This is a genomic window from Undibacterium sp. Xuan67W (assembly GCF_049340165.1).
Classification (GTDB): domain Bacteria; phylum Pseudomonadota; class Gammaproteobacteria; order Burkholderiales; family Burkholderiaceae_D; genus Undibacterium.
Genome location: NZ_JBMPPN010000003.1, coordinates 18,804 through 42,070 on the forward strand (window position 1 = coordinate 18,804; position 23,267 = coordinate 42,070).

At 49.0% G+C, this 23,267-nt stretch carries 15 protein-coding genes; 6 read left to right on the forward strand and 9 right to left on the reverse strand.

Features of this window, described 5'->3' with window-relative positions; all coding sequences use genetic code 11:
* Positions 1 to 144 precede the first annotated feature (144 nt).
* Positions 145 to 2,178: an FAD-dependent oxidoreductase gene (locus tag ACO0LE_RS03280; RefSeq protein ID WP_422958986.1), complete on the reverse strand. Its 2,034-nt coding sequence runs from the start codon at positions 2,176 to 2,178 to the stop codon at positions 145 to 147.
* A 420-nt stretch (positions 2,179 to 2,598) separates the two neighbouring features.
* Positions 2,599 to 2,868 carry a DUF4148 domain-containing protein gene (locus ACO0LE_RS03285; protein ID WP_422958987.1) on the reverse strand — a complete coding sequence of 90 codons (270 nt, stop codon included), beginning with the start codon at positions 2,866 to 2,868 and terminating at the stop codon, positions 2,599 to 2,601.
* A gap of 251 nt (positions 2,869 to 3,119) precedes the next feature.
* Here ACO0LE_RS03285 and ACO0LE_RS03290 point away from each other — a divergent pair, with 251 nt between their 5' ends.
* The gene (locus ACO0LE_RS03290) at positions 3,120 to 4,055 is read left to right on the forward strand and encodes a LysR family transcriptional regulator (RefSeq protein ID WP_422958988.1); all 936 of its coding nucleotides are present in this window, start codon (positions 3,120 to 3,122) and stop codon (positions 4,053 to 4,055) included.
* On the opposite strand, the gene ACO0LE_RS03295 is transcribed toward ACO0LE_RS03290, so the two are convergent.
* The gene (locus tag ACO0LE_RS03295; RefSeq protein WP_422958989.1) at positions 4,056 to 4,757 is read right to left on the reverse strand and encodes a DUF1045 domain-containing protein; all 702 of its coding nucleotides are present in this window, start codon (positions 4,755 to 4,757) and stop codon (positions 4,056 to 4,058) included. It lies immediately after the preceding gene.
* 214 nt (positions 4,758 to 4,971) lie between these two features.
* Between ACO0LE_RS03295 and ACO0LE_RS03300 the strand changes: the two genes are divergently transcribed.
* The 3 genes from ACO0LE_RS03300 to ACO0LE_RS03310 all read left to right on the forward strand — a co-directional run bounded on the left by ACO0LE_RS03300 (position 4,972) and on the right by ACO0LE_RS03310 (position 9,503).
* Positions 4,972 to 5,406, forward strand: coding sequence for a hypothetical protein (locus ACO0LE_RS03300; protein ID WP_422958990.1), 435 nt, complete (start codon positions 4,972 to 4,974; stop codon positions 5,404 to 5,406).
* On the forward strand, positions 5,382 to 6,107 hold the full coding sequence (locus ACO0LE_RS03305) for an alpha-D-ribose 1-methylphosphonate 5-triphosphate diphosphatase (RefSeq protein ID WP_422959215.1): 726 nt from the start codon (positions 5,382 to 5,384) through the stop codon (positions 6,105 to 6,107). Before ACO0LE_RS03300 ends, ACO0LE_RS03305 begins: the two co-directional genes overlap by 25 nt.
* Before the next feature lie 543 nt (positions 6,108 to 6,650).
* A complete protein-coding gene (locus ACO0LE_RS03310) occupies positions 6,651 to 9,503 on the forward strand; it encodes a TonB-dependent receptor plug domain-containing protein (RefSeq protein ID WP_422958991.1) in 2,853 nt (950 codons plus the stop codon).
* A 153-nt stretch (positions 9,504 to 9,656) separates the two neighbouring features.
* On the opposite strand, the gene guaD is transcribed toward ACO0LE_RS03310, so the two are convergent.
* The 3 genes from guaD to xdhA form a co-directional block, all read right to left on the reverse strand.
* The gene (guaD, locus tag ACO0LE_RS03315; RefSeq protein ID WP_422958992.1) at positions 9,657 to 10,970 is read right to left on the reverse strand and encodes a guanine deaminase; all 1,314 of its coding nucleotides are present in this window, start codon (positions 10,968 to 10,970) and stop codon (positions 9,657 to 9,659) included.
* 253 nt (positions 10,971 to 11,223) lie between these two features.
* On the reverse strand, positions 11,224 to 13,560 hold the full coding sequence (gene xdhB, locus ACO0LE_RS03320) for a xanthine dehydrogenase molybdopterin binding subunit (RefSeq protein ID WP_422958993.1): 2,337 nt from the start codon (positions 13,558 to 13,560) through the stop codon (positions 11,224 to 11,226).
* Entirely contained in the window at positions 13,557 to 15,083 is a 1,527-nt protein-coding gene (gene xdhA, locus ACO0LE_RS03325; protein ID WP_422958994.1) for a xanthine dehydrogenase small subunit, read from the reverse strand. The genes xdhB and xdhA overlap by 4 nt, the downstream gene beginning before the upstream one ends.
* Before the next feature lie 614 nt (positions 15,084 to 15,697).
* Between xdhA and ACO0LE_RS03330 the strand changes: the two genes are divergently transcribed.
* Both ACO0LE_RS03330 and ACO0LE_RS03335 read left to right on the forward strand, forming a co-directional pair.
* Positions 15,698 to 17,488, forward strand: coding sequence for a methyl-accepting chemotaxis protein (locus tag ACO0LE_RS03330; protein WP_422958995.1), 1,791 nt, complete (start codon positions 15,698 to 15,700; stop codon positions 17,486 to 17,488).
* A 92-nt stretch (positions 17,489 to 17,580) separates the two neighbouring features.
* Entirely contained in the window at positions 17,581 to 17,928 is a 348-nt protein-coding gene (locus tag ACO0LE_RS03335) for an energy transducer TonB (RefSeq protein ID WP_422958996.1), read from the forward strand.
* Between the two features lie 134 nt (positions 17,929 to 18,062).
* Here the strand turns inward: ACO0LE_RS03335 and ACO0LE_RS03340 are convergent, their stop codons facing one another.
* From ACO0LE_RS03340 to ACO0LE_RS03350, 3 genes are all read right to left on the reverse strand, one after another.
* A complete protein-coding gene (locus ACO0LE_RS03340; RefSeq protein WP_422958997.1) occupies positions 18,063 to 20,237 on the reverse strand; it encodes a M3 family metallopeptidase in 2,175 nt (724 codons plus the stop codon).
* Between the two features lie 179 nt (positions 20,238 to 20,416).
* Positions 20,417 to 21,589, reverse strand: a complete 1,173-nt coding sequence (locus ACO0LE_RS03345; protein WP_422958998.1) for a pyridoxal phosphate-dependent aminotransferase — start codon at positions 21,587 to 21,589, stop codon at positions 20,417 to 20,419.
* A gap of 224 nt (positions 21,590 to 21,813) precedes the next feature.
* On the reverse strand, positions 21,814 to 23,055 hold the full coding sequence (locus tag ACO0LE_RS03350) for an MFS transporter (RefSeq protein WP_422958999.1): 1,242 nt from the start codon (positions 23,053 to 23,055) through the stop codon (positions 21,814 to 21,816).
* Between the last annotated feature and the right edge of the window lie 212 nt (positions 23,056 to 23,267).

Genomic DNA, 23,267 nt, shown 5'->3' on the forward strand with positions numbered 1-23,267 from the left:
ATTTTTTTCTCCCATCTCGCATGCGAGACAGGATAGGAGAGGAGCCGAAGGTGAGGGTGGTCGATTTATAGTGGTAAACGGACGTCTTCAAACGGAACTAGGTCAGTTCTTGGCGTCACTGACCTGCACTGATCCCACAGTCGTTTACAAACTAACCGCCAATTCTGCCCCTTCTTTAATCGCCCGTTTCGCATCGAGTTCAGACGCCAGTGCCGCGCCGCCAATTTTATGAAAGCGCGGGCCTTGCTCAGCGATGTTGTCCGGCATCAGCTCTGTCAGTGACTCTTGTCCTGCGCACAGGATAACGTTGTCAACCTCGAGCAGGCGCGCCTCACCGCCGACCGTGATATGCAAGCCCTTATCGTCGATTTTGACGTACTCAACGCCCGCCATCATTTCGACGCCATTACGTTGCAAAGTCGCGCGATGTACCCAGCCTGAGGTTTTACCCAGGCCTGCGCCTACCTTGCTAGCTTTGCGCTGTAGCAGATAAATCTGGCGGTACGGATGTGCCGGTTCCGGTGCGATCAGTCCGCCATTGCTTTGTGCTTGCGGATCGACACCCCATTCGGCGAACCAGTGTGGCAGAGAGACAGGTAAGGCGACGGCGGGGTCGTGCAATAAGTATTCGCCAACGTCAAAGCCGATACCGCCTGCGCCGATGATAGCAACGCGTTTACCTACGGGTTTTTTGTGGACGAGGACGTCGATGTAGGACAGGACCTTGGGATGATTGACGCCGTCGAGTGTTGGCGTGCGCGGTATGATGCCAGTGGCGACGATGATGTCGTCGAAACCTTGTGTCAGTAATTGTTCACGGCTGACGCGCTGATTCAACTGGAGCTTGACGCCGGTCGAGGCGATTTTTTTGTCGAAGTAGCGCAGTGTTTCAGCGAACTCTTCTTTACCTGGGATTTGCATTGCGATTTTAAATTGACCTCCAATGCTGTCGCTGCTATCGAACAGGGTTACGTCGTGACCACAGTCGGCGGCAACAGTCGCAGCCGATAAGCCTGCAGGTCCTGCGCCGATGACGGCAACGCGTTTGCACTTAGTAGTTTTGACATAGCGTAATTCGGTCTCATGTCCGGCGCGAGGATTGACCAGGCAGGAGGCTCGTTTATTTGAGAATGTGTGATCGAGGCAAGCCTGATTGCAGGCGATACAGGTGTTGATTTCATCGGCCCGGCCCGAAGCCGCTTTATTGACAAATTCCGGGTCGGCCAAAAACGGTCGTGCCATGGAGACCATGTCGGCATCGCCACGCGCAATGATGGCTTCGCCCTGATCCGGCATATTGATGCGGTTAGATGCGACGACCGGAATCGATACGGCTTTTTTCAAGCGGCCTGCAACGCTGGCAAATGCGGCGCGAGGCACCGACGTGACGATCGTTGGCACGCGTGCTTCGTGCCAGCCAATGCCGGTATTGAGGATCGTGACACCGGCTTGCTCCAGCGCCTGTGCGACTTCGACCACTTCTTGCCAGCTATTGCCACCTTCGACTAGATCAAGAATCGAGTGGCGGTACATGATGATGAAATTGCTGCCAACGGCAGCGCGTACACGGCGCACGATCTCGACCGGCAAACGCATACGGTTTTCAATGCTGCCACCCCAGCGATCCTTGCGCAGATTAGTACGTGCGCATAGAAATTGATTGAGTAAATAGCCTTCGCTTCCCATGATCTCAACGCCGTCGTAGCCAGATTTTTGGGCCAGCCTGGCGCAGCGTACATACGAGCGCATGGTGCTTTCGATGCCGCTTTCGGTCAGTGCTTTGGGCTGAAACATCGAAATGGGTGATTTCTTTGCCGAAGCTGATACCACGAAAGGCTGATAACCATAGCGACCTGAATGCAGGATTTGCATCACGATCTTGCCGCCTTCTTCATGCACGGCGCGGGTGACTTTTTTGTGGTTCCAGATATCGCCCAGGCTATTCATCGTGCCGCCAAAGGGCAGCAGCCAGCCGCGCCGGTTGGGCGAAATACCGCCGGTGACAATCAAGCCAGCACCACCGCGGGCTCTTTCACGAAAATATTCAGCGAGTTTTGGATAGTTATAAAATCGGTCCTCCAGCCCTGTATGCATTGATCCCATGATGGTGCGGTTGCGCAGGGTGGTGAAACCGAGATCCAGCGGGGCGAGTAGCTTGGGGTAGTGTTGGTTGGGCATCATATCGCTCAGAGTGGTTGTGTGGGGCAAGAATACACAAGAGCGGCTGACTGTGGATAGCTTGTGGATAGGTTGCGGACTCTAATACGACAGTCGCTGCCGAATTGATGTCTGTTTTATCGCCTTATTTCTCTCTGGTTACCAGAGAATTTTATATACTCCCCTATTGTTTGAGTGAAATAGGCCTTTATCCGCAATGATTATAAGAGAATTTAAAAAATACTCTCCTCGAGTATATATTTTTATAAATAATTGATGCCTTATTGCAGCGGTTGATACCGTGCGGCCTGAGTCTTCACCGTTGGCGTCGCGTACAGAAATAAAAAAACGCCACGAGGGTGGCGTTTTTCTGTGTGCATCGCAGCAGAGCTGTTTATCTGGTCAATTGGTCGCCAGACGGGCCTGCATCAGTCAGCAGATTTACTCTGTTGTGCTGGCAGATTTTGCTTTAGGTGCAGTTGCTGTTTCAGTTTTTGGTTCTGTTGTTGTTTTAGCTACAACTGTTTTTGGTGTTGCAAACCAAGCGAATTCTTCACCGCCGATTTGTTCGCCAGCAGCACGTGCCTGCGCCAGTTCAGCAACGACTTCAGCACGGGTTTTGGTTGATGTTGGTGTAGTGTCAGCAGCAAAAGCGGCGCCAGTTGTCAAAGCGATCAGGCTAGCAGCAGCAAAAATTTGTTTAGCGTTCATGGTCATTCTCCAGAAAATTAATGATAAAGGGCGGTTTGGCCGGCGTCCGCATCAGGTATTCAATTTGCATGAGAAGTGAGATGCCATCACTTCCGATGCCAACTGCAATACGCCTCCGGGTTCGGCATCGGTGCGCTATTTATGTTGCACTGCACACCGATGTACACAGTGTAGGCTTTTCGGATTGAACAAAAAAGGTGGTAATCAGGAATATACTATTGCTGAATGTGGAATAATAAAGGGCTTGAAATATGGACAGACTACAATCCATGCGGATCTTTTCTAAGGTCGTCGAGCAAGGCAGCTTCGCCAGAGCGGCGATTGCGATGGAAATGTCGAATGCCGTGGTGACCCGCTACATGGCGGATCTGGAGACGCATCTGGGTACGCGCTTGCTGAACCGGACGACCCGCAAGCTGTCTTTGACCGAGACGGGACAAATTTATCTGGAGCGTGTGCGGCAAATTCTGGCCGACATTGACGATGCCGATGCGGTTGCCTCGTATTCTGCAAAAAAGCCCAGCGGGACTTTGCGCATCTATTCGCATCCGAGTTTTGGCCGAAGCCAGCTGGCCCCGCTTATTCCCAAATTTGCCAAAGAATTTCCCGACATCATTCTCGACGTGCGGGTCACGGATAGAAATATCGATCTTGTCGAGGAGGGGATTGATATAGGATTTTTTCTCGATCTGCAAAAAATCGACAGCAGCATGATCGCCCGCAAACTGGTGACGTCTGAAGTGCTGCTATGTGCCTCACCGGATTACATTAAAAAATACGGTGCACCTAAAAATGCCGAAGATGTTTCAAATCATAAATGCCTGAATTTTGGCTATGATTTTATGCGCGACAACTGGGCAATCCAGGGCGTTCGTGGGCAACCAGCCTCGCCCAAGCAGATCCCGATTCATAGCTGCGTTATCTCTAATAATGCGGACATCCTCAGAGAGTGTGCGGTAGCTGGCATGGGCTTGGTATTACGTCCATCAGTCATGCTTGGCGATGATCTCAGCAGTGGTCGTCTGGTACGAATTTTTCCGGAATATCTTTTGGGTGAGGTCTCAATTTCCATGGTTTACCCAAGCCGCCGTTTGCTGTCGGCCAAAGTAAGAAATTTCGTGAACTTTATTTCTGCAAATTATCCGCATCCCGATGTGGATGCATGGCTGGTTCAAGCGTCAGCATGACTAAAAACGACGCCGGTGTATCAGCTTAAATGCAGCCCCCGGTGCGTCTTCTTTGAAGATGCTCAAATTATTTATTTCAATCGGTGCAGAGATATTGAAATGACGTTCCGCCGCATTCAGTAACCGCGCAACTGTATCTGCTTCTACCTGTGCAAGAGAGTCGCTCAGCGTCATGTGAAAGCGGTAGGCTTCTTCAGTGTAAGGGTAGCCCCAGCGCAGCAATAACTCCTCATGACGTTGACTTAAGCGGGATTGCCGGCGACGCCGTAATTCGGCATCCGTCATCGGGGCGCGCAGGGAATCAAAGTGTAGGACGCAGGCTTGCGCCAGCGCAGCGATTTCATCCTGTTGTTCGTCCGCCTGAATCGCTAAAAAATCTCCCAGCATCTGCAGACGAGGATGCGCAATGGTGATCGCGCCAGCATGCTTGCATAATAACGCGAGCTGAGCGAACAGATCCTTTTCGCTTGCTCCGGCAACGAGCTGGAATGGTGCTTTCATCGTAGCGTGAAATCCGTACCGCCGTGGGCTGGCAGTGAGTTCACTGAATCGATGAAGGGGAATATGATTTATTTGCGGCTGCGCGAGTGTATTGCCAGTTTCCGCATCTCGGCCTAGCCAGGAATTGCCAGCACTGAACCAGGGCGACTGTTGTTCAGGGCTGAAATACACAGCATAACGGGAAGTTAATTCGGGAGTCATTGGCGCATGCTATGCTTTTGAGCAAAATATTTATATAACAAACAGGACTGACACAACATGCTTCCAGCTAGGCGCTGACAGGTTGGCGGAATGGTTCTGTTTCAGCCCCATAGAATTGATCTGAGCACAAACCTGAGCTTGTATAAGGCTGCAAGGCTGGCTTCAGATTTTTACAAGCTGATCTGTATCCGCGTAAATCGATGACCAGAACAATATGATACACACCATACGCAACGCCAGGATCGTTACTGTCAATGATGAATTTTTAGGTCAGATGTCCTATGAGGATGGCTACATCCATGATGTCGCCTCAGGTCATCAGGGGCTGACGGGCACTGATTGGGGCGGCGATTATCTCTTGCCCGGTCTGGTCGAGATTCATACCGATAACCTTGAAAAACATCTGATGCCACGACCCAAAGTCAGCTGGCCGATTTTGCCTGCAATCGCTGCACATGACGCGCAGATTGCGGCGTCCGGCATCACGACTGTGCTCGATGCTATCGCTGTCGGTGATATTGACACTGACAGTATGCGGATGAAAACACTGCACGCCAGTATCGCCGGACTACGCACCGCAGCCGACGCAGGCATGTTGCGTGCGGATCATTTTTACATTTACGACTGGAATTGGCTGAGCCGGATTTGATTTCCCTGTTCAGTCCATTTTTAAAAGATGATCGTCTAAAGCTGGTGTCATTGATGGACCATACGCCAGGTCAGCGCCAGTGGACAGATATGCATCATTACCGTGTCTATGTCACAGGTAAGCGTGGCTGGAGTAATGAAAAGGTCGACGGTATGCTCGATCATTTACTAGAGCGGCAACAAACAAACGCAGCGACAAACCGGCGCGAGGTCGTACGCCTCTGCCGGGAATCCCCGCACCCCATTCCTCTTGCAACGCATGATGACACCACGATAGAGCACGTCACCGAAGGTGTCGAAGAAGGCGTAACCATGTCGGAGTTCCCCACCACCATGGATGCCGCCAGAGCCGCACATCAGCACAAACTAAAAATTATCATGGGCGCACCCAACGTCGTCCGCGGTGGTTCGCATTCAGGCAATGTGTCCGCTGTCGAACTGGCCAAACACGGTTTACTCGATGTTTTATCGTCAGATTACGTCCCCGCCAGCCTGCTGCATGCCGCATTTTTGCTGCAAAGCCAAGGATTTTCGTTATCAAGAGCCATTGCCACAGTAGCAAGTAATCCAGCGACCTTATTGGGCTTACATGATCGTGGTGATATTGCAAACGGTTTAAGAGCCGATTTTATCCGTGTAAGATTGATTGAGAACTTCCCGGTGATTTTGGGCGTGTGGAAGGCTGGGCGGCAGATTGCTTGAATGATCACAATTAAAGCTCGGCGAATTGGGTTTTCGCTAAATTATTTTTGTAACGAAGTAAAAACAGTATTTGCACTAATTTGGTGCTTTTTGAAGAATAATTTGTTTTTTTATAAAATCTTAGGAAAGAAAATTTTCTAATAATGTTGGGTAAATAGAAATTTTTAAAAAATTAAAAAAATTTAATTTTTTTAATTTCAATTTGAAGAAATATAAATTAAAAAACAAGACGAAATAACGTATTAATCAAGGCCGTAGCTACTTTCCTCCTAAGCTTGTCCAATAATAATGCGTTGCACAAAAAAAATGCATTAGAGCTATTTTCAGATAACAAACAAAAAAATCCCTGTTGTTTTTAGGTATATAAAAGTGCAGCCTTCATTGACAGTCATATTGAGGAAATGGTTCCATGCTCTATCAAGAATTTTTGATACTCAAATTTTCAGAAATTATCAAAAATCTTGGGTCCATTTGCAAATCTTTACACAACAAAGAATCTGCGTTTGATAGAACAGTCTCCATACCTATTTAGGGAGTAGCACAATGACAAAAGAAAAAATTCTGTCTCGATCAGTCAGAATAATGTTTTCCAGTGGAATCGTTATGGGCTTGGGCGCGATTGCTCAACCAGCATTTGCGCAAGACGCGGTGCAACGTATTGAAATCACGGGTTCCTCCATTAAACGTGTCGAATCAGAAACTGCATTGCCAGTAACTGTGATGAAACGGGAAGACATTGAGCGCACTGGTGCGACAACGGCACAAGACCTGGTTAATATGATTCCAGGTAACTTTGGTGGCGGTGTTGTTGCGAATAACGTGGGCGCAACAGGTGTTGCATCTTCAGCGAACTTGCGTTCCCTTGGTTCTAAATACACACTGGTTTTGTTAAACGGTCGCCGTGTTGCCAACTATGCTATTGGTAACAGCCCTGTTGATTTGAATTCAATTCCTTTGTCAGCTATTGAGCGTATTGAAGTATTGCGCGATGGCGCATCAGCTGTTTATGGCGCTGATGCGATTGCAGGTGTTATCAACTTCATCTTGAAAAAAGATTATCAAGGTTTAGAGGCTTCTGTTTACGGTACTAAAGTAGCGCAAAGCGGCGGTGATACACGTAGTTTTAACGTAACCGGCGGTTACGGTGATTTGAATAAGCAAGGGTTCAATATCTTGTTGAGCGCAAATCACGAAAATGATGATGTATTGAAAGCAAGAGATCGTTCTTTTGCAACGACTGCAAATCGCCCTGATCTTGGTATCAACAAGGCTTCACCTCGTAACGGTGTACCTAACTTCAATTTTACTGACAGCTTAGGTAATAAATATTCAACAGTAAATCCATATCGATATAATGGCTGTAACAATCCAGAGTTTGCATTGGTGATCCGTGATGCGAAATCTTGCGGTACAGACTATGTCAAGTATATTGATTTGATCCCTAAACAAACCCACGATAATGTTGTGGCACGTGCAGTTTTCAAGGTCAGTGATGACCACGAAGTGTTTGCTGAAGTAGCACACACAAAAGATAATACTCTTGCAACATATTCGCCTGCTCCATACACCATCAACATGACTTACCCTGCAGGGGGCAAGTTTTATCCTACTAGTTTTACTATTCCTAAAGGTTATGTCGTTCCAGCAGGTACAACATACCAATTAGCTAACGGCTCCACACTCCCGGCTGGCAGTGTTTTGGCAAATGACGTGGTTGTAACACCAGTAGGTCCTATGTCAGGTACTTGGCGTACTGTTGCCGGTGGTGGCCGTCAGGATAATACTGATGCAACAAACGATCGTTTCTTGGTGGGTGCTAAGGGTGTGATCGCCGGATGGGATTACGAGACAGCATTCTCCTATGCAAAAAACAAAGTAGAAATTACGTTTGGCGAAGGTCAGTTTAGCTACGAAAAACTGACACCATTAGTCAAGTCAGGTGCAATCAATGTTTTTGGTTCACAAGATGCGACGAGCCTTGCAGCTCTGAAGAGCGCAATGTTGACTGGTCAGTTAGAGAATCGCGGTACATCAATTTCCAAAGAATTTGATGTTCGCATTTCAAAAGAAATTGCACAAACTAGCTATGGTCCTGTTGGCTTGGCATTAGGTACTAGCTATCGCAATGAAACTTTAGATCAATTCTCTGCCCCTGTTTTGGCAAGCGGTGATCAAGTTGGCGGTGCAGGTCCAATTCCTGGTGTAACTGGTGACAGAAAAGTACTTGGCGTGTTTGCTGAAGCACAAATACCTTTGTACAAAGATTTGGAAGCAGATCTCGCGGCTCGCTACGACAGTTACAAAAATGGCTTTGGTACGTCTTTCAATAAACTGAGTCCAAAAATTGGATTTACTTATAAGCCGACTAAAACTTTGTTGGCACGTGCATCCTACGGCGTAGGTTTCCGTGCACCGACTTTGTACGAAAACTTGCGTCCATTTACTACAGGTAATAACACTAATAGTAATTTTAGTGATCCAGTACGTTGCCCAAATGGTGTTCCAGTAAATAGCGTAAATCCAGTTGGTGCTATTCAGGATGAATGTAATGTTCAACTGTCCACAGCCAACTCAGGTAACACTGATGTCAAACCAGAAAAATCCAAGCAATATTCCTTGGGTCTTGTGTTCCAGCCAACAGCTAGCTTCAGTGGTTCTATCGATTACTGGAATATCCGTATTAATGATGCGATCTTGAGCGTGTCTGAAAATACTGTTTTCGGTAACCCGACTGCGAACGCTAACAACTTCTATCGTTATGACCCAGCATTGTTCCCAGACGGTTGGGTTGATGATGGTAAGCAAACTGGTGCGATCAAAGGTAGTACAAACAAAGACTTCCCATTAGCCTATGTAAATCTGCCTTTGGTAAATGCTGGTGCTTATTTCGCTGCTGGTATCGATCTTAATTTGAACTACAAAGCTAAAGTTGAGAATATCGGTAACTTCACTTTCAACTTTGATAGTACTTACTACACTCAGCATGGTTATCAATACCAAGGTTCACCAGAAGTAAGTGATGCCGGAGCGTATAAAGATCTTGGCCCAACACCAAGATGGCGTCATGCGTTGACAGTAGCTTATACTCGCGGTCCATGGTCTGCATCTGTAACGCAGAACTATACTAGCGGCTATCATGACTTTACTGATCCAGCAGCAGTCGGTGGTACAAACTATCCGGCTGACCGCAGTGTCTCTCCATACGAAACGTATGATGCGACATTGGGTTGGAAAGGCTTTAAGAACGTAGATCTGTCTTTCGGCATCAAAAACCTGCTGGACAGAGATCCACCTTCTTCACGTACTTCAGCTAACTTCCAAACTGGTTATGATGCTAGCTTCACTAATCCGTTAGGTCGTGTTTACTATGTTCGTGCTAAATACAAATTCTGGTAACACAGAGGAATTTAACCTCATATAAATTCATTTGGTTAAAGTAAAAAGCCCCGGATTTCCGGGGCTTTTTTTATGTAGAAATGCTGATTTTTCTTGGCTTTACGTCGTCACAACATAACTTTCTCCGTTCATGCAGAACCAAATTGACACCAACTACTTTCGCACATGCACTTGCTTACCAGCCGCATAGGTGCTGACTATCTGGCGGTCATCTCCTAAAAGTGCCAGTGCGAATAACAGCTCTTCCAGTGAATTGCATTGTGAGGTGCGGCGGGCCATTAGTGGTGTTGCCTGCGGATCGAGTACGATAAAATCAGCTTCCGTATTTACCGTGAAACTACCAATGCACCCGTCTAGCTGCATGCTGCGTGCGGCGCCTAGTGTCGCCAGATAAAACATCCTTGTAGCGGATAAGTGGTGCCCACCCATACGAGCAACTTTATAAGTTTCGTTCATGGTTTGCAGCATAGAGAATGAGGTGCCTCCCCCCACATCCGTTGCTAGTGACAAGAGAATTTTTTCTTGCTCAGCAGCTTTAAAGTCAAACAATCCGCTGCCCAGAAACAGGTTTGATGTTGGACACAGTGCCACTGCGGAGCGGGTGGAGGACATGCGTGCCCGGTCTTCGTTATCGAGCCAGATACAATGGCCGTACATCGCACGTTCTCGCATTAAGCCATAGCGATCATAGATGTCGAGATAGCTGCGCGCCTGCGGAAACAGACTTTTCGCCCAGGCACATTCGTCGCGGTTTTCTGCGACATGGGTTTGTATGAAAGTGTCTGGATAGGTGTGTGCTAACTCACCGGCAAGTTGCATCTGTGCTTCAGTAGAAGTTGGTGCGAAACGCGGTGTGATCGCATACAGTTGGCGACCTTTGTTATGCCATTTTTGGATCAGCGCTTCGCTATCACGTATGCCACCTTCTGCAGTGTCACGTAAAAATTCCGGACAATTCCTGTCCATCAATACTTTACCTGCAATCATCCGCAAATTGCATGATGAGCTTGCTTCAAAAAAAGCATCGACCGATTCAGGATGTACGGTGCAATACACCATTGCGGTCGTGGTGCCGCACCGTAGCAGCTCGTCGAGAAAAAATTCCGCAACTTCACCGGCGTGATGACGGTCCTGAAATCGTCGTTCAGCCGGAAACGTATATTGCTCCAGCCACGGCAAAAGTCCGGGTGCGGGCGATCCTATGATGTCGGTTTGAGGATAATGAATATGACTGTCAATGAAGCCGGGCATGATGATCTTGCCGGGAAAATGTTGCACTACGACGTCATCATCCAAGGTCAATTTTAGAGTTGCGTAATGACCGGCGGCCTGGATCCGTCCATCACAAACGATCAGCAATCCGTCTTCACACCATTGCGTCGCCTGATCACTCGTCAGGGGATCATCAATAAAATGCAGCAGACTGGCGCGATAGGCTTGCGTCTTTGTAGGTAACTGAGAATGCATAATGTGTACTTTGAACCCGCACTATTCATGCGCCTTTCAGCTCAAAACAGTCTTGAGAGGCGCATGAAACCTGCGGGATTGATATGGAAACTTCTAAAAATACTACGTGAACGCATCGTATTATTGCGTGCCGATAATAAACTTTCAGATACGGACAGGAAAAATTCTAAACAACATAAAGTTATCTTATGCTTTTCCTTCGTCGCGAATATCCGGGTGCCGCTCGCAACGGTAGGCGTGATGGAAAACGGAATTACACACGAATAGCATTGATCGCCTTTAGTATCGCCTCGCCAGTTGCCGGTGCCTGTAAAGGCGGATTACGTCGATGAGCAGCTACACTGGCGATCGCATCACGGATCGCAAAAAACACGGAAAAGGGTAGCAGCAAGGGCGGCTCTCCCGTTGCTTTTGAGCGATGGATACTGTCTGCAATATTGTGCTTGCCGAATAACTGCACACGAAAATCCTCAGGACAGTCTGAGATCGCTGGAATCTTATATGTTGAAGGCGCATGCGTAGTCAGTTTGCCTTTGGCATCCCAGCATAATTCTTCTGTCGTTAACCAGCCCATGCCCTGAATAAAAGCACCTTCGACCTGACCAAGATCAATTGCAGGATTCAGTGAGTTTCCTGCGTCGTAGAGCAGATCTGCGCGCAGTAATTTCCATTCGCCAGTCAGCGTATCAACGATGACCTCGGATACTGCAGCACCGTAGGCATAATACGAAAAAGGATTACCCGTCATGGTCTTGCTATCCCATTGCAAATGCGGCGTCGCGTAGAAACCGTCTGACCATAACTGCACACGGGCGAGATACGCTTTTTGTACCAATTCGGCAAAGCTGAGCTGGTCGCTTCCAGCTAACACCTGTCCGGAAAAAAACTGCACGTCTTCTGCATTGCCACCGAAGAGACTTGATGCGAAGACAGCCAGTCTGTCCCGGATCTGGTGAGCTGCGTGCTGCGCGGCCTTGCCGTTCAGATCGGCACCTGTCGATGCTGCCGTGGCAGAGGTATTGGCAATTTTACTGGTATCGGTCGCTGTTATTTTTACCTGAGCCAGCGGAATACCGAGTTCATGCGCCACTACCTGTGCGACCTTGGTATGCAGGCCTTGTCCCATTTCGGTACCACCGTGATTGACCAAGACTGAGCCATCGGTGTACACATGAACCAAAGCGCCAGCCTGATTCAGATGGGTGACATTAAAAGCGATACCAAATTTATGCGGTGTCAGCGCCAGTCCTTTTTTTAGGATCGGGCTGTCCTGATTAAACACCTCAATAGCGGCTCGCCGTTCTTGATAAGCGCTGCTTTGCTCCAGCTCGGCGACGATTTCATGAATCACGTTATCAACAACTTTTTGACCGTAATGCGTTGTATTGCGACCTTCTTTGTCGTTGCGTCCATAAAAATTAAGCTTGCGAATACTTAAGGCGTCTTTGCCGAGATTACGCGCAATATCATCGATCACGTATTCCACCGCGATCGCACCTTGCGGGCCACCAAATCCGCGAAAAGCCGTGTTCGATTGCGTGTTTGTTTTACCGCAGAGCGCCTTGATTTCGACATCCGATAAATAATACGCATTATCGAAATGGCAGACAGCACGCGTAGCCACCGGCCCTGATAAATCCGCAGAAAACCCAGCGCGCAACACCATTTCGATTCTTGCTGCCAGGATCAAGCCTTGGTCGTCGTAGCCGATTTCGTACTCATAATAAAACTCGTGACGTTTGCCTGTCACCATCATGTCGTCGTCACGATCAGCGCGCAGTTTGACAGGAACTTGCAAGTGCATTGCACAGAGCGCTGCACTGGCTGCCCACAAGGCGGATTGCGATTCTTTGCCGCCAAAACCACCACCCATGCGCCGGCATTCGACTTGTACCTGATGTGAAGGAATCGCCAGCGCATGTGCCACTACGTGTTGCATTTCGCTCGGATGCTGAGTTGAGCAATAGACTTGCATTGCCTTTGCTTCTTTTGGCAAGGCATAGGCGATTTGCCCTTCGAGATAAAATTGCTCCTGACCGCCAACTTGCAACTGACCTTGTAAGCGATGCGGAGCGCTGTGCATCGCTCGCTGCGCATTCCCTCTTTGCAGAGACATCGGGGGCAGCACAAATGACTGTGCGGCACGTGCATCCTGTGGCGTCAGAATCGCGGGTAAGTCTTCATAGACGATCACGGCCTTACGTGCTGCGCGCCTCGCCAGATCATGCGTGCTGGCGACAACAACGAAGATCGGCTGTCCCACATAGGCAACGATGCCGTCTGCCAGAATCGGATCGTCATGCAAGATTGGTCCGCAATCGTTCGTACCGGGAAAATCGCTGGCAGTAAATACCGCCACTACGCCCTCAGCCGATTTTACCGGCGTCAGATCGAGGGTAATTATTTTGGCATGTGCTCTTTGTGATAAGCCCAGTGCCGCATGCAATGTTCCGCGCACTTCAGGAATGTCGTCGGTATATGTCGCCGTACCGCAAACATGCAGGATTGCAGATTCATGCGGATGTGCTTGGCCCACTTCTTTCCACTTTGTTGCCAGTGTTGATGTATTCATGTCTGTGAGCGAGTTCATCGATCGACTCCTTCACGGGCGAGATCCGGTGCGGCAAATACATCGAGGGTGGCTTTTGGCAGTGGTGCGTGAGGACGAGTTTCTAGCCAAAATCTGTGTAAGAGATTTTGTGCTGTCGTCATCCGGTATTCGCTAGAGGCGCGCATATCGGACAGCGGTGCGTAATCTTGTGCCAGTGCGGTCATTGCCTTGAGCAGATTTGCTTCATCCCAAAGGTGATTCTCCAGACAGGCTTCTGCCGCAAGGGCTCGTTTCGGTGTTGCCGCCATGCCGCCAAACGCGATGCGTACACTGCGTAAGCGTCCATCTTGTAATTGGGCGGAGAATGCGGCGCACACTGCGGAAATATCCTGGTCAAAACGCTTGGCGAGTTTATATGTGCGGAAAATTTGCTGAGCTGATGGCAAAGGCAATTCGATCGTCGTCACAATCTCATCCGCACGTAAATCTTTCTTTTGGTAGCCAAGATAAAAGTCCTCTAAAGGCAGGCGGCGCTGTCCGGATAAACTGCTTAAGACGATCTGGGCACCAAGAACAATGAGCCAGGGCATGGAGTCACCGATCGGCGATCCGTTTGCAACATTCCCGCCTAATGTTCCGATATGACGGATAGGCAAGGAGGCAAAGCGTTGCCACAGATCGTTTAGCTCAGGATAGTAATTTGTTGCTGCCTGATAGGCCTCGTCAAGCGGGACCGTGGCACCGATATTCAATACATTGTCTTCAACAGATACCAGCTGCAGTTCCGCGACTTCGCCCAGATAAATAATGTCATTCAGATCGCGTAATTGCTTGGTCACCCACAAGCCCACATCGGTCGCGCCCGCCAGCAGCACAGCATCAGGTCTGGTTGCTCGTAAGGAGAGCAGGCTTGTCAGCGTCTGCGGTGCATCAAAGCGCTGATCCCGGTGTTGGTATGACAAAGTCTGTTCTCTTTGCAGTCCGCGCAAGGTCTGGCTCAAGGCATCACGGTCAAAGTCTTGTTTTGGCAGCTTAGCCATTTGACGAGCGGCATCGATGATAGGGCGGTAGCCTGTGCAGCGGCATAGATTTCCGCTTAAGGCGTTATCGATTTTTTTACGATCCAGCGGCATTGTGCTGATATCGCGATTTGTTGTGGTATTTGTCGTTCCGGTATCCACTTCTCTTAAATACAAATCCCACAGAGACATCACAAAGCCGGGGGTACAAAAACCGCATTGCGATCCGTGGCAATCCACCATTGCCTGCTGAACCGGATGGAGCGATCCGGTGTTACTCAAATCTTCAACGGTGAAAATAGCCTTGCCATCCAGGGTCGGTAAAAATTGCAGACATGCGTTCACCGATTTCATCTGTAATCGGTCTTGTTTTAATTCACCGATAACGACCGTACAAGCACCGCAATCGCCCTCCGCGCAACCTTCTTTGGTGCCTGTGCAATGAAGATCTTCTCGTAAATATTGCAATAAAGTTTGCGTGGGTGCTGTATCACTAACCAGATGGCTTTTGCCGCGAAAATAGAATTGAATTGGGTCCGGCATGATTACTCCAGCAGTATTTTTTTTAGAGTGTTGCTTCGCTGCGAAAATTGGCACAGAATTGCCAAAAAATCTCAGCGCCATTTTGACATGTAAGAGATTATCACTCATGCATTACCTTGCCATATCAGAACGATGATGCACGGTATCAATTGATCTGCATCAGGCCATTGAAAGCAAACAAAATTTTGCAACATCGCTTTATCGAACACGATAGTTCTATTGCTTGGTGTTATAGCAAATTTTTCTGCCAAACGACGCATCTCAAAGTCGTCTTTTTGTCCGTAACTAAAAGTAAATATTTTTTGATTTCACTAATGAATAAAATGATTTTCTCCTGTATTTGAACTACAGAAAATAACTTGCCATACGGAAAAATAGCGTATATTTCTTTACTTCGGATGCGCGATTTACCCATGTGGAGCGTTTTATGCTTACACTAGAGAACAATCATTTGTTTGTTTCAAAAAGTCGCAAAAGCATCACTGGTCGCACTGTATCGCCACTCAATGATTCAATGAAAAAACGTCGTACTCGTTAAGTCAATAAACGGGTAAGCGAAATCGATATTGAATACCTGATGTGGATTTTATTCCTTACTTCACTAAGACTGAATTATGAACTTTGCAAAAATGAAGGTAGGCAAGCGTTTGGGATTGGGTTTCGCTTTAGTGTTAACCCTGCTGATCGTCGTGACTGCACTTGGCATCAGAGGCATGTCACAAATCGAAGACCGGCTGGAGCGCATCGTCAACGTCAATAACGTTGAAACGCGTCTGGTGATTGAGATGCGTGCGATTGTCTATGACCGTATGGTATCGCTGCGTAATCTGACCTTGCTAAATGATGCAGGCGATATGGAGCCAGAGCTGGCCAAGATCAAAGAACAGTCAAAAAAATACACAGAAGCTGAGGCTAAATTAGCATCGATGTTTGCGTCAGAGACGGCGACTTCTGCGGAAGAAAAAGCCTTACTCGCAAAGCTGAAAGAACAAGAAAATGCCTCAGCACCGTTGCCTGCCAAAGCACAGGAATTAGGTCTGGCGAATAATCCTGAGGTCGCAACTATCACCCTGATCAAAAAAATCCGTCCCGTGCAAAAGAAATGGTTAGATGCGCTGGATGAAATGGTGACCTTGAAAGACAAAGTGAATGAGCAAAGCTCAGAGGACGCGAGATCGGCTTTTGGTACAGCGCGTAATCTGATGCTGGTACTCGGCAGCTTAGCTTTGCTGGCCGGTATTTTTGCCGGTGTTGTGATTACTCGCAGTTTGCTGAAACAGCTCGGTGGGGAACCTGACTACGCTGCACACATTGCAAATCGTATTGCGGCAGGTGATCTGGCAGTGTCAATTGATAGCAATTCAGGTGATGACAGTAGTCTGATCGCGCAGATGAAAACTATGCGCGACAGCCTGGTCAATATCGTTGGTCAGGTCCGCCAGGGTACCGATACAATTGCTACAGCATCCAGCGAAATTGCCAGCGGCAATCTGGATCTGTCTTCCCGTACGGAACAGCAAGCCAGTTCACTGGAAAAAACAACGTCATCAATGAAAGAACTGACGACCACTGTGAAGCAGAACGCAGACAATGCGCGCGAAGCCAATCAGTTAGCTGCTTCGGCGTCCGAAGTTGCTCGTCAGGGTGGTGTCGTGGTTTCGCAGGTCGTCGATACCATGAGTGCAATTAACGAGTCCTCCAAAAAGATCGTCGATATCATTAGTGTGATTGACGGTATCGCATTCCAGACAAATATTCTTGCATTAAATGCGGCAGTTGAAGCAGCGCGTGCTGGTGAGCAAGGTCGTGGTTTTGCGGTGGTGGCTGCAGAAGTCCGTAATCTGGCGCAGCGTAGTGCCGCAGCTGCAAAAGAAATTAAAACCCTGATCGGTACCTCAGTAGAAAAAGTCGACATCGGTACCAAACTGGTGGGTCAGGCAGGCGTAACGATTGATCAGGTGGTCTCCAGCGTGAAGCATGTCACAGACATTATTGCCGAAATCAGTGCCGCCAGCCAGGAACAGAGCGTCGGTATTGAACACGTCAACCACGCCATTATTGAAATGGATGGTATGACGCAGCAAAATGCCGCTCTGGTAGAGGAAGCAGCAGCGGCAGCACAAAGCTTGCAGGATCAGGCGGCAGAACTGGCAAAAGTAGTCAGTATTTTTAAACTCAATGCCGCTGAGCATGCGATGGAGAAAGCACCTGCACCAGTGCGTCGTGTTGAAGCTGCCGCACCTGTTAAGCCGAAGCCAAAAGCATCGAATATTAAATCTTTACCAGCTGCCAGAGCAAACGTCAAAAAAGCTCCGTCAGCATCACCCAAAGCAAGCGCATCCAGTGCTGCTAGTGCCAGTAGCCGTCACAGCGCCCCAAGTGCTGACGAGTGGGAAGAGTTCTAAAATACAAACTAGCAGTGCTTTGCTTGCCAGTTTGTGTTTAGCGTAGTTTGTGGCACAATTTTGATCTCAATTTGAAAAAGAAGAGTTAACTTATGAAAGCATGTTTATCTTCCATCGCTAGTGCATTTTTGCTCGCGGCGGCTGCCAGTTCTGCGTTGGCAGCAGAGGTTGCACCTGTGATTGATAATAAGTCCTGCGACCCTCCTAAGTATCCGAAGGCGGCGTTGATGAATGAAGAAACCGGTACGGTGTCTCTGGGTTTCCTGGTTGCTACCGACGGCAAAGTGTCCGAGTCTAAAGTTGAAAAATCGAGTGGTTCCAAGAGTCTGGATAAAGCTGCGCTGACCGCATTAAGCTTGTGCAAATTCAAGCCAGGAACCAAGGACGGTAAGGCGGAACAGCTCTGGACTAAAGTGGATTTTGTCTGGAAACTTGAGTAAGTATTCTGAGTATATTTTGATGTTAAAAAAGGAGCCACCGGCTCCTTTTTTTATACACACGATCTACCGGCATGACTTTATTGATATTCGTGAGTCAGCTCAATAGAGGGTAACTGCCTTGGCAGTTACCTCATTTATTTTGCATTCGTATCTGCTTTTAAACCGCGGCGTAGCAATAAAGGTTCGATCTGCGCATCACGGCCACGGAAGTTGCGGAACGATTCCATTGCATCTACGCTGCCACCCCGCGACAGCAGTTGCTGGCGGAACCAGTCGCCGTTTTTGCGACTTAGCCCACCGTTTTCTTTAAACCAGTCTACTGTGTCGGCATCGAGCACTTCACTCCATAGATATGCGTAATAGCCTGCCGAATAGCCACCGGCAAAAATATGTGAAAAATAGGTACTGCGATAACGTGGTGGTACCGGTGCAAAATCGACACCTGCCTGTTTCAATGCACTTGCCTCAAATGCCAGCGCATCGGCCGGAATTTGCGCCGGTGCAAGTTGATGCCAGCGCTGATCTAACAGGGATGCTGCCAGATATTCCGTGGTGGCGAAGCCCTGATTAAATTTCGCCGTTGCCGACAGCTTGGCTAACAGCTCTGGCGGCATTTCCTGTCCAGTCTGATAGTGATGCGCATAGTTCTTCAAAATCTCTGGCCATACTGCCCACATTTCATTGACTTGCGAGGGGTATTCAACAAAATCCCTAGGCACGCTGGTGCCTGAGAAGCGCGGATAGCGGACGTTCGAGAACATGCCGTGCAACGCATGGCCAAATTCATGGAAGGCGGTCCTGACTTCATCATAAGTTAGTAAGGTTGGCTGACCTGCCGGTGGTTGCGGAATATTCAGATGGTTGGCGACAACCGGGCGTTGCGCAAACAATCCGGATTGCTGCACATAGGCATTCATCCAGGCTCCGCCCCGCTTATTGTCGCGTGCATACATATCTGCCAGAAATAAAGCCAGTGGCTTGCCGTCCGCATCAAACACCTCAAAGACGCGTACAGTCGGGTTATATACTGGCAAGTCTTTGCGCTCTTTGAAGGTGATGCCATATAGCTGTGTCGCGGCAAAGAACACGCCTTTTTGCAGCACATTATCCAGTTCAAAATACGGACGTAGCTGGCTATCATCAAAACTGTATTGGGCTTTGCGTACTTGTTCGCTATAGAACGACCAGTCCCACGCAGCAAGCTTAAAGCCGCCCTTTTTCGCATCGATGAGCTTCTGCATTTCAGTCGCTTCTTTTTTTGCGTTAGCGACTGCTGCCGGTGCGAGCTCACGTAGCATCCTATTCACAGCATCCGTTGTTTTGGCTGTGGCATCTTCTAGCTGATAAGCGGCATGATTGGCATAACCGAGCAGGACAGCGCGTTCGGCGCGCAGTTTGGCCAGATTAATGGCGACTTCACGATTATCAAATTCACCGCCATGATTACTGCGCTCCACAGAGGCTTCATGCAGACGCTGACGCAGTGCACGGTTGCTCAGGCGCGCTTCATAAGGCTGGCCGGTGGTGTTCATGAGTGCGATCAGGTATTTGCCAGGCAGGCCGCGGGCTTTGGCTGCTTCTGCAGTGCTGGCGATCTCGCTGTCGGATAAGCCTTTTAGTTCTGCTTTTGTATCGACAATCAGGGCAGACGCATTCGTTTCTTTCAATACGTTCTGGCTGAATGTCGTGCCTAGGCTTGCCAATTCGGCGTTCAGTGATTTCAGTTTGATTTTATCCGCGTCAAATAATTTTGCACCAGCACGAACAAAGTCGGTGTAATAACGCTCCAGCAAACGGCGTGATTCGGCGTCCAGTGCCAGTTGCTTGCGCTGGCTATAGATCTCGTTGACGCGCGCAAATAATTTGGCATTCAGATTGATCGCGTCCCGGTGCGCTGCCAGCTTAGGTGCCAGATCGCGAGAGAGCGCTTCAATCGCAGGATTAGTGTTGGCACTCGCCATGTTAAAAAATACGGTAGATACTCTGCCCAACAATTGACCGGAACGCTCCATCGCCACAATCGTGTTCTCGAATGTCGGCTTGGCAGTATTGTCAGCGATAGCATTGATCTCCGCGGCATGCTGGCGCATCCCTTCGGCAAATGCCGGCGCATAATGCGCATCCTGAATTTTGTCGAACGTCGGCATTTCATACGCCAGCGTGCTGGCTGTGTAAAAAGGATTACCAGCGAAGGCGCTGCGTACCATTGCGCCGTCGATTTTTGCCGGATTGGCTGGCGGAGTATCTGCTGCCAGACTGGTATGGATCGCCAGGCTGGAACAGAGCAACATGAACAGGGGTTTGGACATGGTGGTCTTTTCTAAGTTGTGTAGGGAAAAACAGAAAGTCCATCATAGCATCAGGCTGCATAATGGAAAATGCCGACTGATGCTGTGACATGCCGGACCGCGCTGAGTTCAGACTGTTTCTGCAGAATTCATCTAAATCGATAATTTACTCAACCCTGCAATCTAAGGAAAAACCAGAATTACCGCGTTGCCAGATAGTTTTTCAGGCGATCGACGCCCAAGGCCAGACTGTCGACAGAGCTGGCAAAGCACCAGCGCACATAGCCTTCTCCTTCCGGGCCAAAGGCACTTCCCGGCGCCAAGCCTAGTCCTGCTTCTCTGACCAGGTTCTTGCACAGGTTTAAGGTATTTTTCTCTCCGTCGACCCGAAAAAACAAATACATCGCGCCCTTAGGCAAAGGCGCCGTGATACCCGGCAAGGCGTTCAGGTTCTGGTATAAAAAATCTCTGGCAGTCTGGTAACGGCTTAGCGTATGCCGCAGTACATCTTCGCCTTGTTCCAACGCGGTAATTCCCGCTCTCTGGATGAAGCCGGGTGCACATGAGGTATTAAATTCAATTAGTTTGCCCAAATCTTCCATTACGCTTGCCGGAGCGACGATCCAGCCTAACCGCCAGCCCGTCATCAGCCAGGCTTTAGAAAAACTATTGGTCGACACCAGACGATCCTCCGGCGTAGCAATATCCAAGAAAGACGGAGCGCAGTGTGCTTGATGTGGCTGCTCCGCGTACACCAGTCTTTCATACACATCATCAGACAAAATCCAGATGCCATGCTGGCGGCAATGGTCGAGTACGATTTCCTGTTGATGTCGCGGCATAACCCAGCCGGAAGGGTTATTCGGCGAATTTACCATCAGCATTTTGGTGCCGGGTGTTAAGGCGTCCAGTAATTTTTGCAGATCAAGTTCCCAGCTATGACCAAATTCCAAGACGACTTTCACCACTTCGGCACCCAATATCTTGGGTATCTCGATCAGATTCGGCCACAATGGCGTTACCGCAACCACACGATCGCCAGGATTTAGCAGGGTCTGTGCCACCAGCATCAAGGCGGATACGCCCGACGATGTCACCGCGACGCGCTCGTGTGCGATTGTTTGATGCAGGCCCGACAGATAAGCTGCAATGGCAGTGCGTAGTGCGGGGATGCCATAGTTATGGGTATAAAAGGTGTCGCCTGCATCCAGAGCCTGTTTGGCTGCCTCACGAATGAAGGGCGGTGTCACCTGATCCGGCTCGCCGAACCAGAACGGTAAAACGTCGGTGAGGCCGATACCTGCATTGGCGACTTCACGAATTTGTGAGGCACCTAACTGCTGAACGACGGGGCGAGCTTGGGGAAATGTCATGAGCTACCTTAGTCAAGCGGTCTATCTTAGTCCACGAATATTCAGAACGTATTTTATCTATGGGGACGAGACGCGTTCTGCATAGACTACGTCAACAAAGTACAAAACGATTGGCGAGATCCAAAATAAATGAAGGCTGTAAATACGCCATGAACGTGAACAACAGTACCGCTGCCAATATCAGGGCGCACAGTATGGCCGGCCATGTCAGACGTATTTTCATATCAAGCCGCGACGGCAGTCATGCGCGTGATGGGTTTCTCATTGATAGGCAGATTCACCAGCGCCGCAAATACTCCCAGAGCTAGAACAACCATCCAGACCACATCATAATTACCCGTGCGTGTATAGATATAACCGCCTAGCCAAACACCGAGGAAGCTGCCCACCTGATGCGAAAAGAACACGAATCCCGACAGCATCGATAGATATTTGAGGCCAAAAATTCCGGCAATGACGCCATTAGTCAGTGGCACAGTTGACAGCCAGAATACCCCCATCGCGGCAGCAAAAATATAAACAGAATACGCGGATAACGGCGCTAGTAGAAACAGACCTATGACGACGCTGCGGCTGATATAAATTGATGACAGCAGATAACGCTTGGGAAACATGCCACCAAGTTTGCCCGCATAGTAAGAACCGAAAATATTAAACAAACCTATCAGCGCCAGAGCGATCACCGCCACATTCGGATCCATGATGCCTTTATCTTTCAAATAGGCGGGCATATGTACGCCGATAAATACCAACTGGAAGCCGCATACAAAATAGCCGGCGACTAACAGCAAAAAAGGCTTGTAAGCAAAGGCTTCGCGGATCGCTTCCATAATACTTTGCTGCGGACCGCTTGCATGCACCAGTGGTGGCTCGCGCAGCTTATAGGCCATTGGCAGCATGACTGCCAGCAGCATAGCGGCCAGGATGTAAAACGCATTTTGCCAGCCCGTATGATTGATCAGTTGCTGTTCGACCGGCATCATCACAAACTGGCCGAAAGAGCTGGCTGCAGACGACATGCCAAACGCCCATGAACGCTTGGCCTCGGGAGCACTACGGCCTATGATGCCACTGACTGCACCGAATGAGGTACATGCCAGTGCCGCACCAATCAGGATACCGGATCCCATGATGAATAAGCCCGGCTGATCAACCATCGCCATCCACAATAATCCCGCGACATATAAGAACGCGCCAACCACAATCACCCGTGCCGTACCAAATTTATCGATCACCATTCCGGCGAACGGACCAAAGACGCCCCACATCAGATTTTGCATCGCGTTGGCAAGCGAATAGGTTTCGCGTGTCCAGCCATGTGCCTGTGAAATAGGTTGCAGCCAGAAGCCAAAACCGTGTCGTACGCCCATTGCCAGGGTCAGGATAAAACCACTCGCCAACAGCACGGTTTTCAGATCTGGGGCGCTGACAGGCGCAGTGGAATTGGGGGATGCGGAGGAGGTCATGAGAGATTTCGCAAAAAACGAGTAAGTAAAGCCCGAAATCGAGTGTAGCGCAAACCGCATTGTTATGTGGACTGCTGCTTTGACCATGACGCTTTGGTGCAGTATTTGTTGCCGCAAGCAGTCAGATACTTAACTGCGCTGAGGAGTTGGACATCGTCAGCCTGATCTGTCCGAAAACGGCTAGATCGCCTCAGGAGAATGCCGTATAAAGA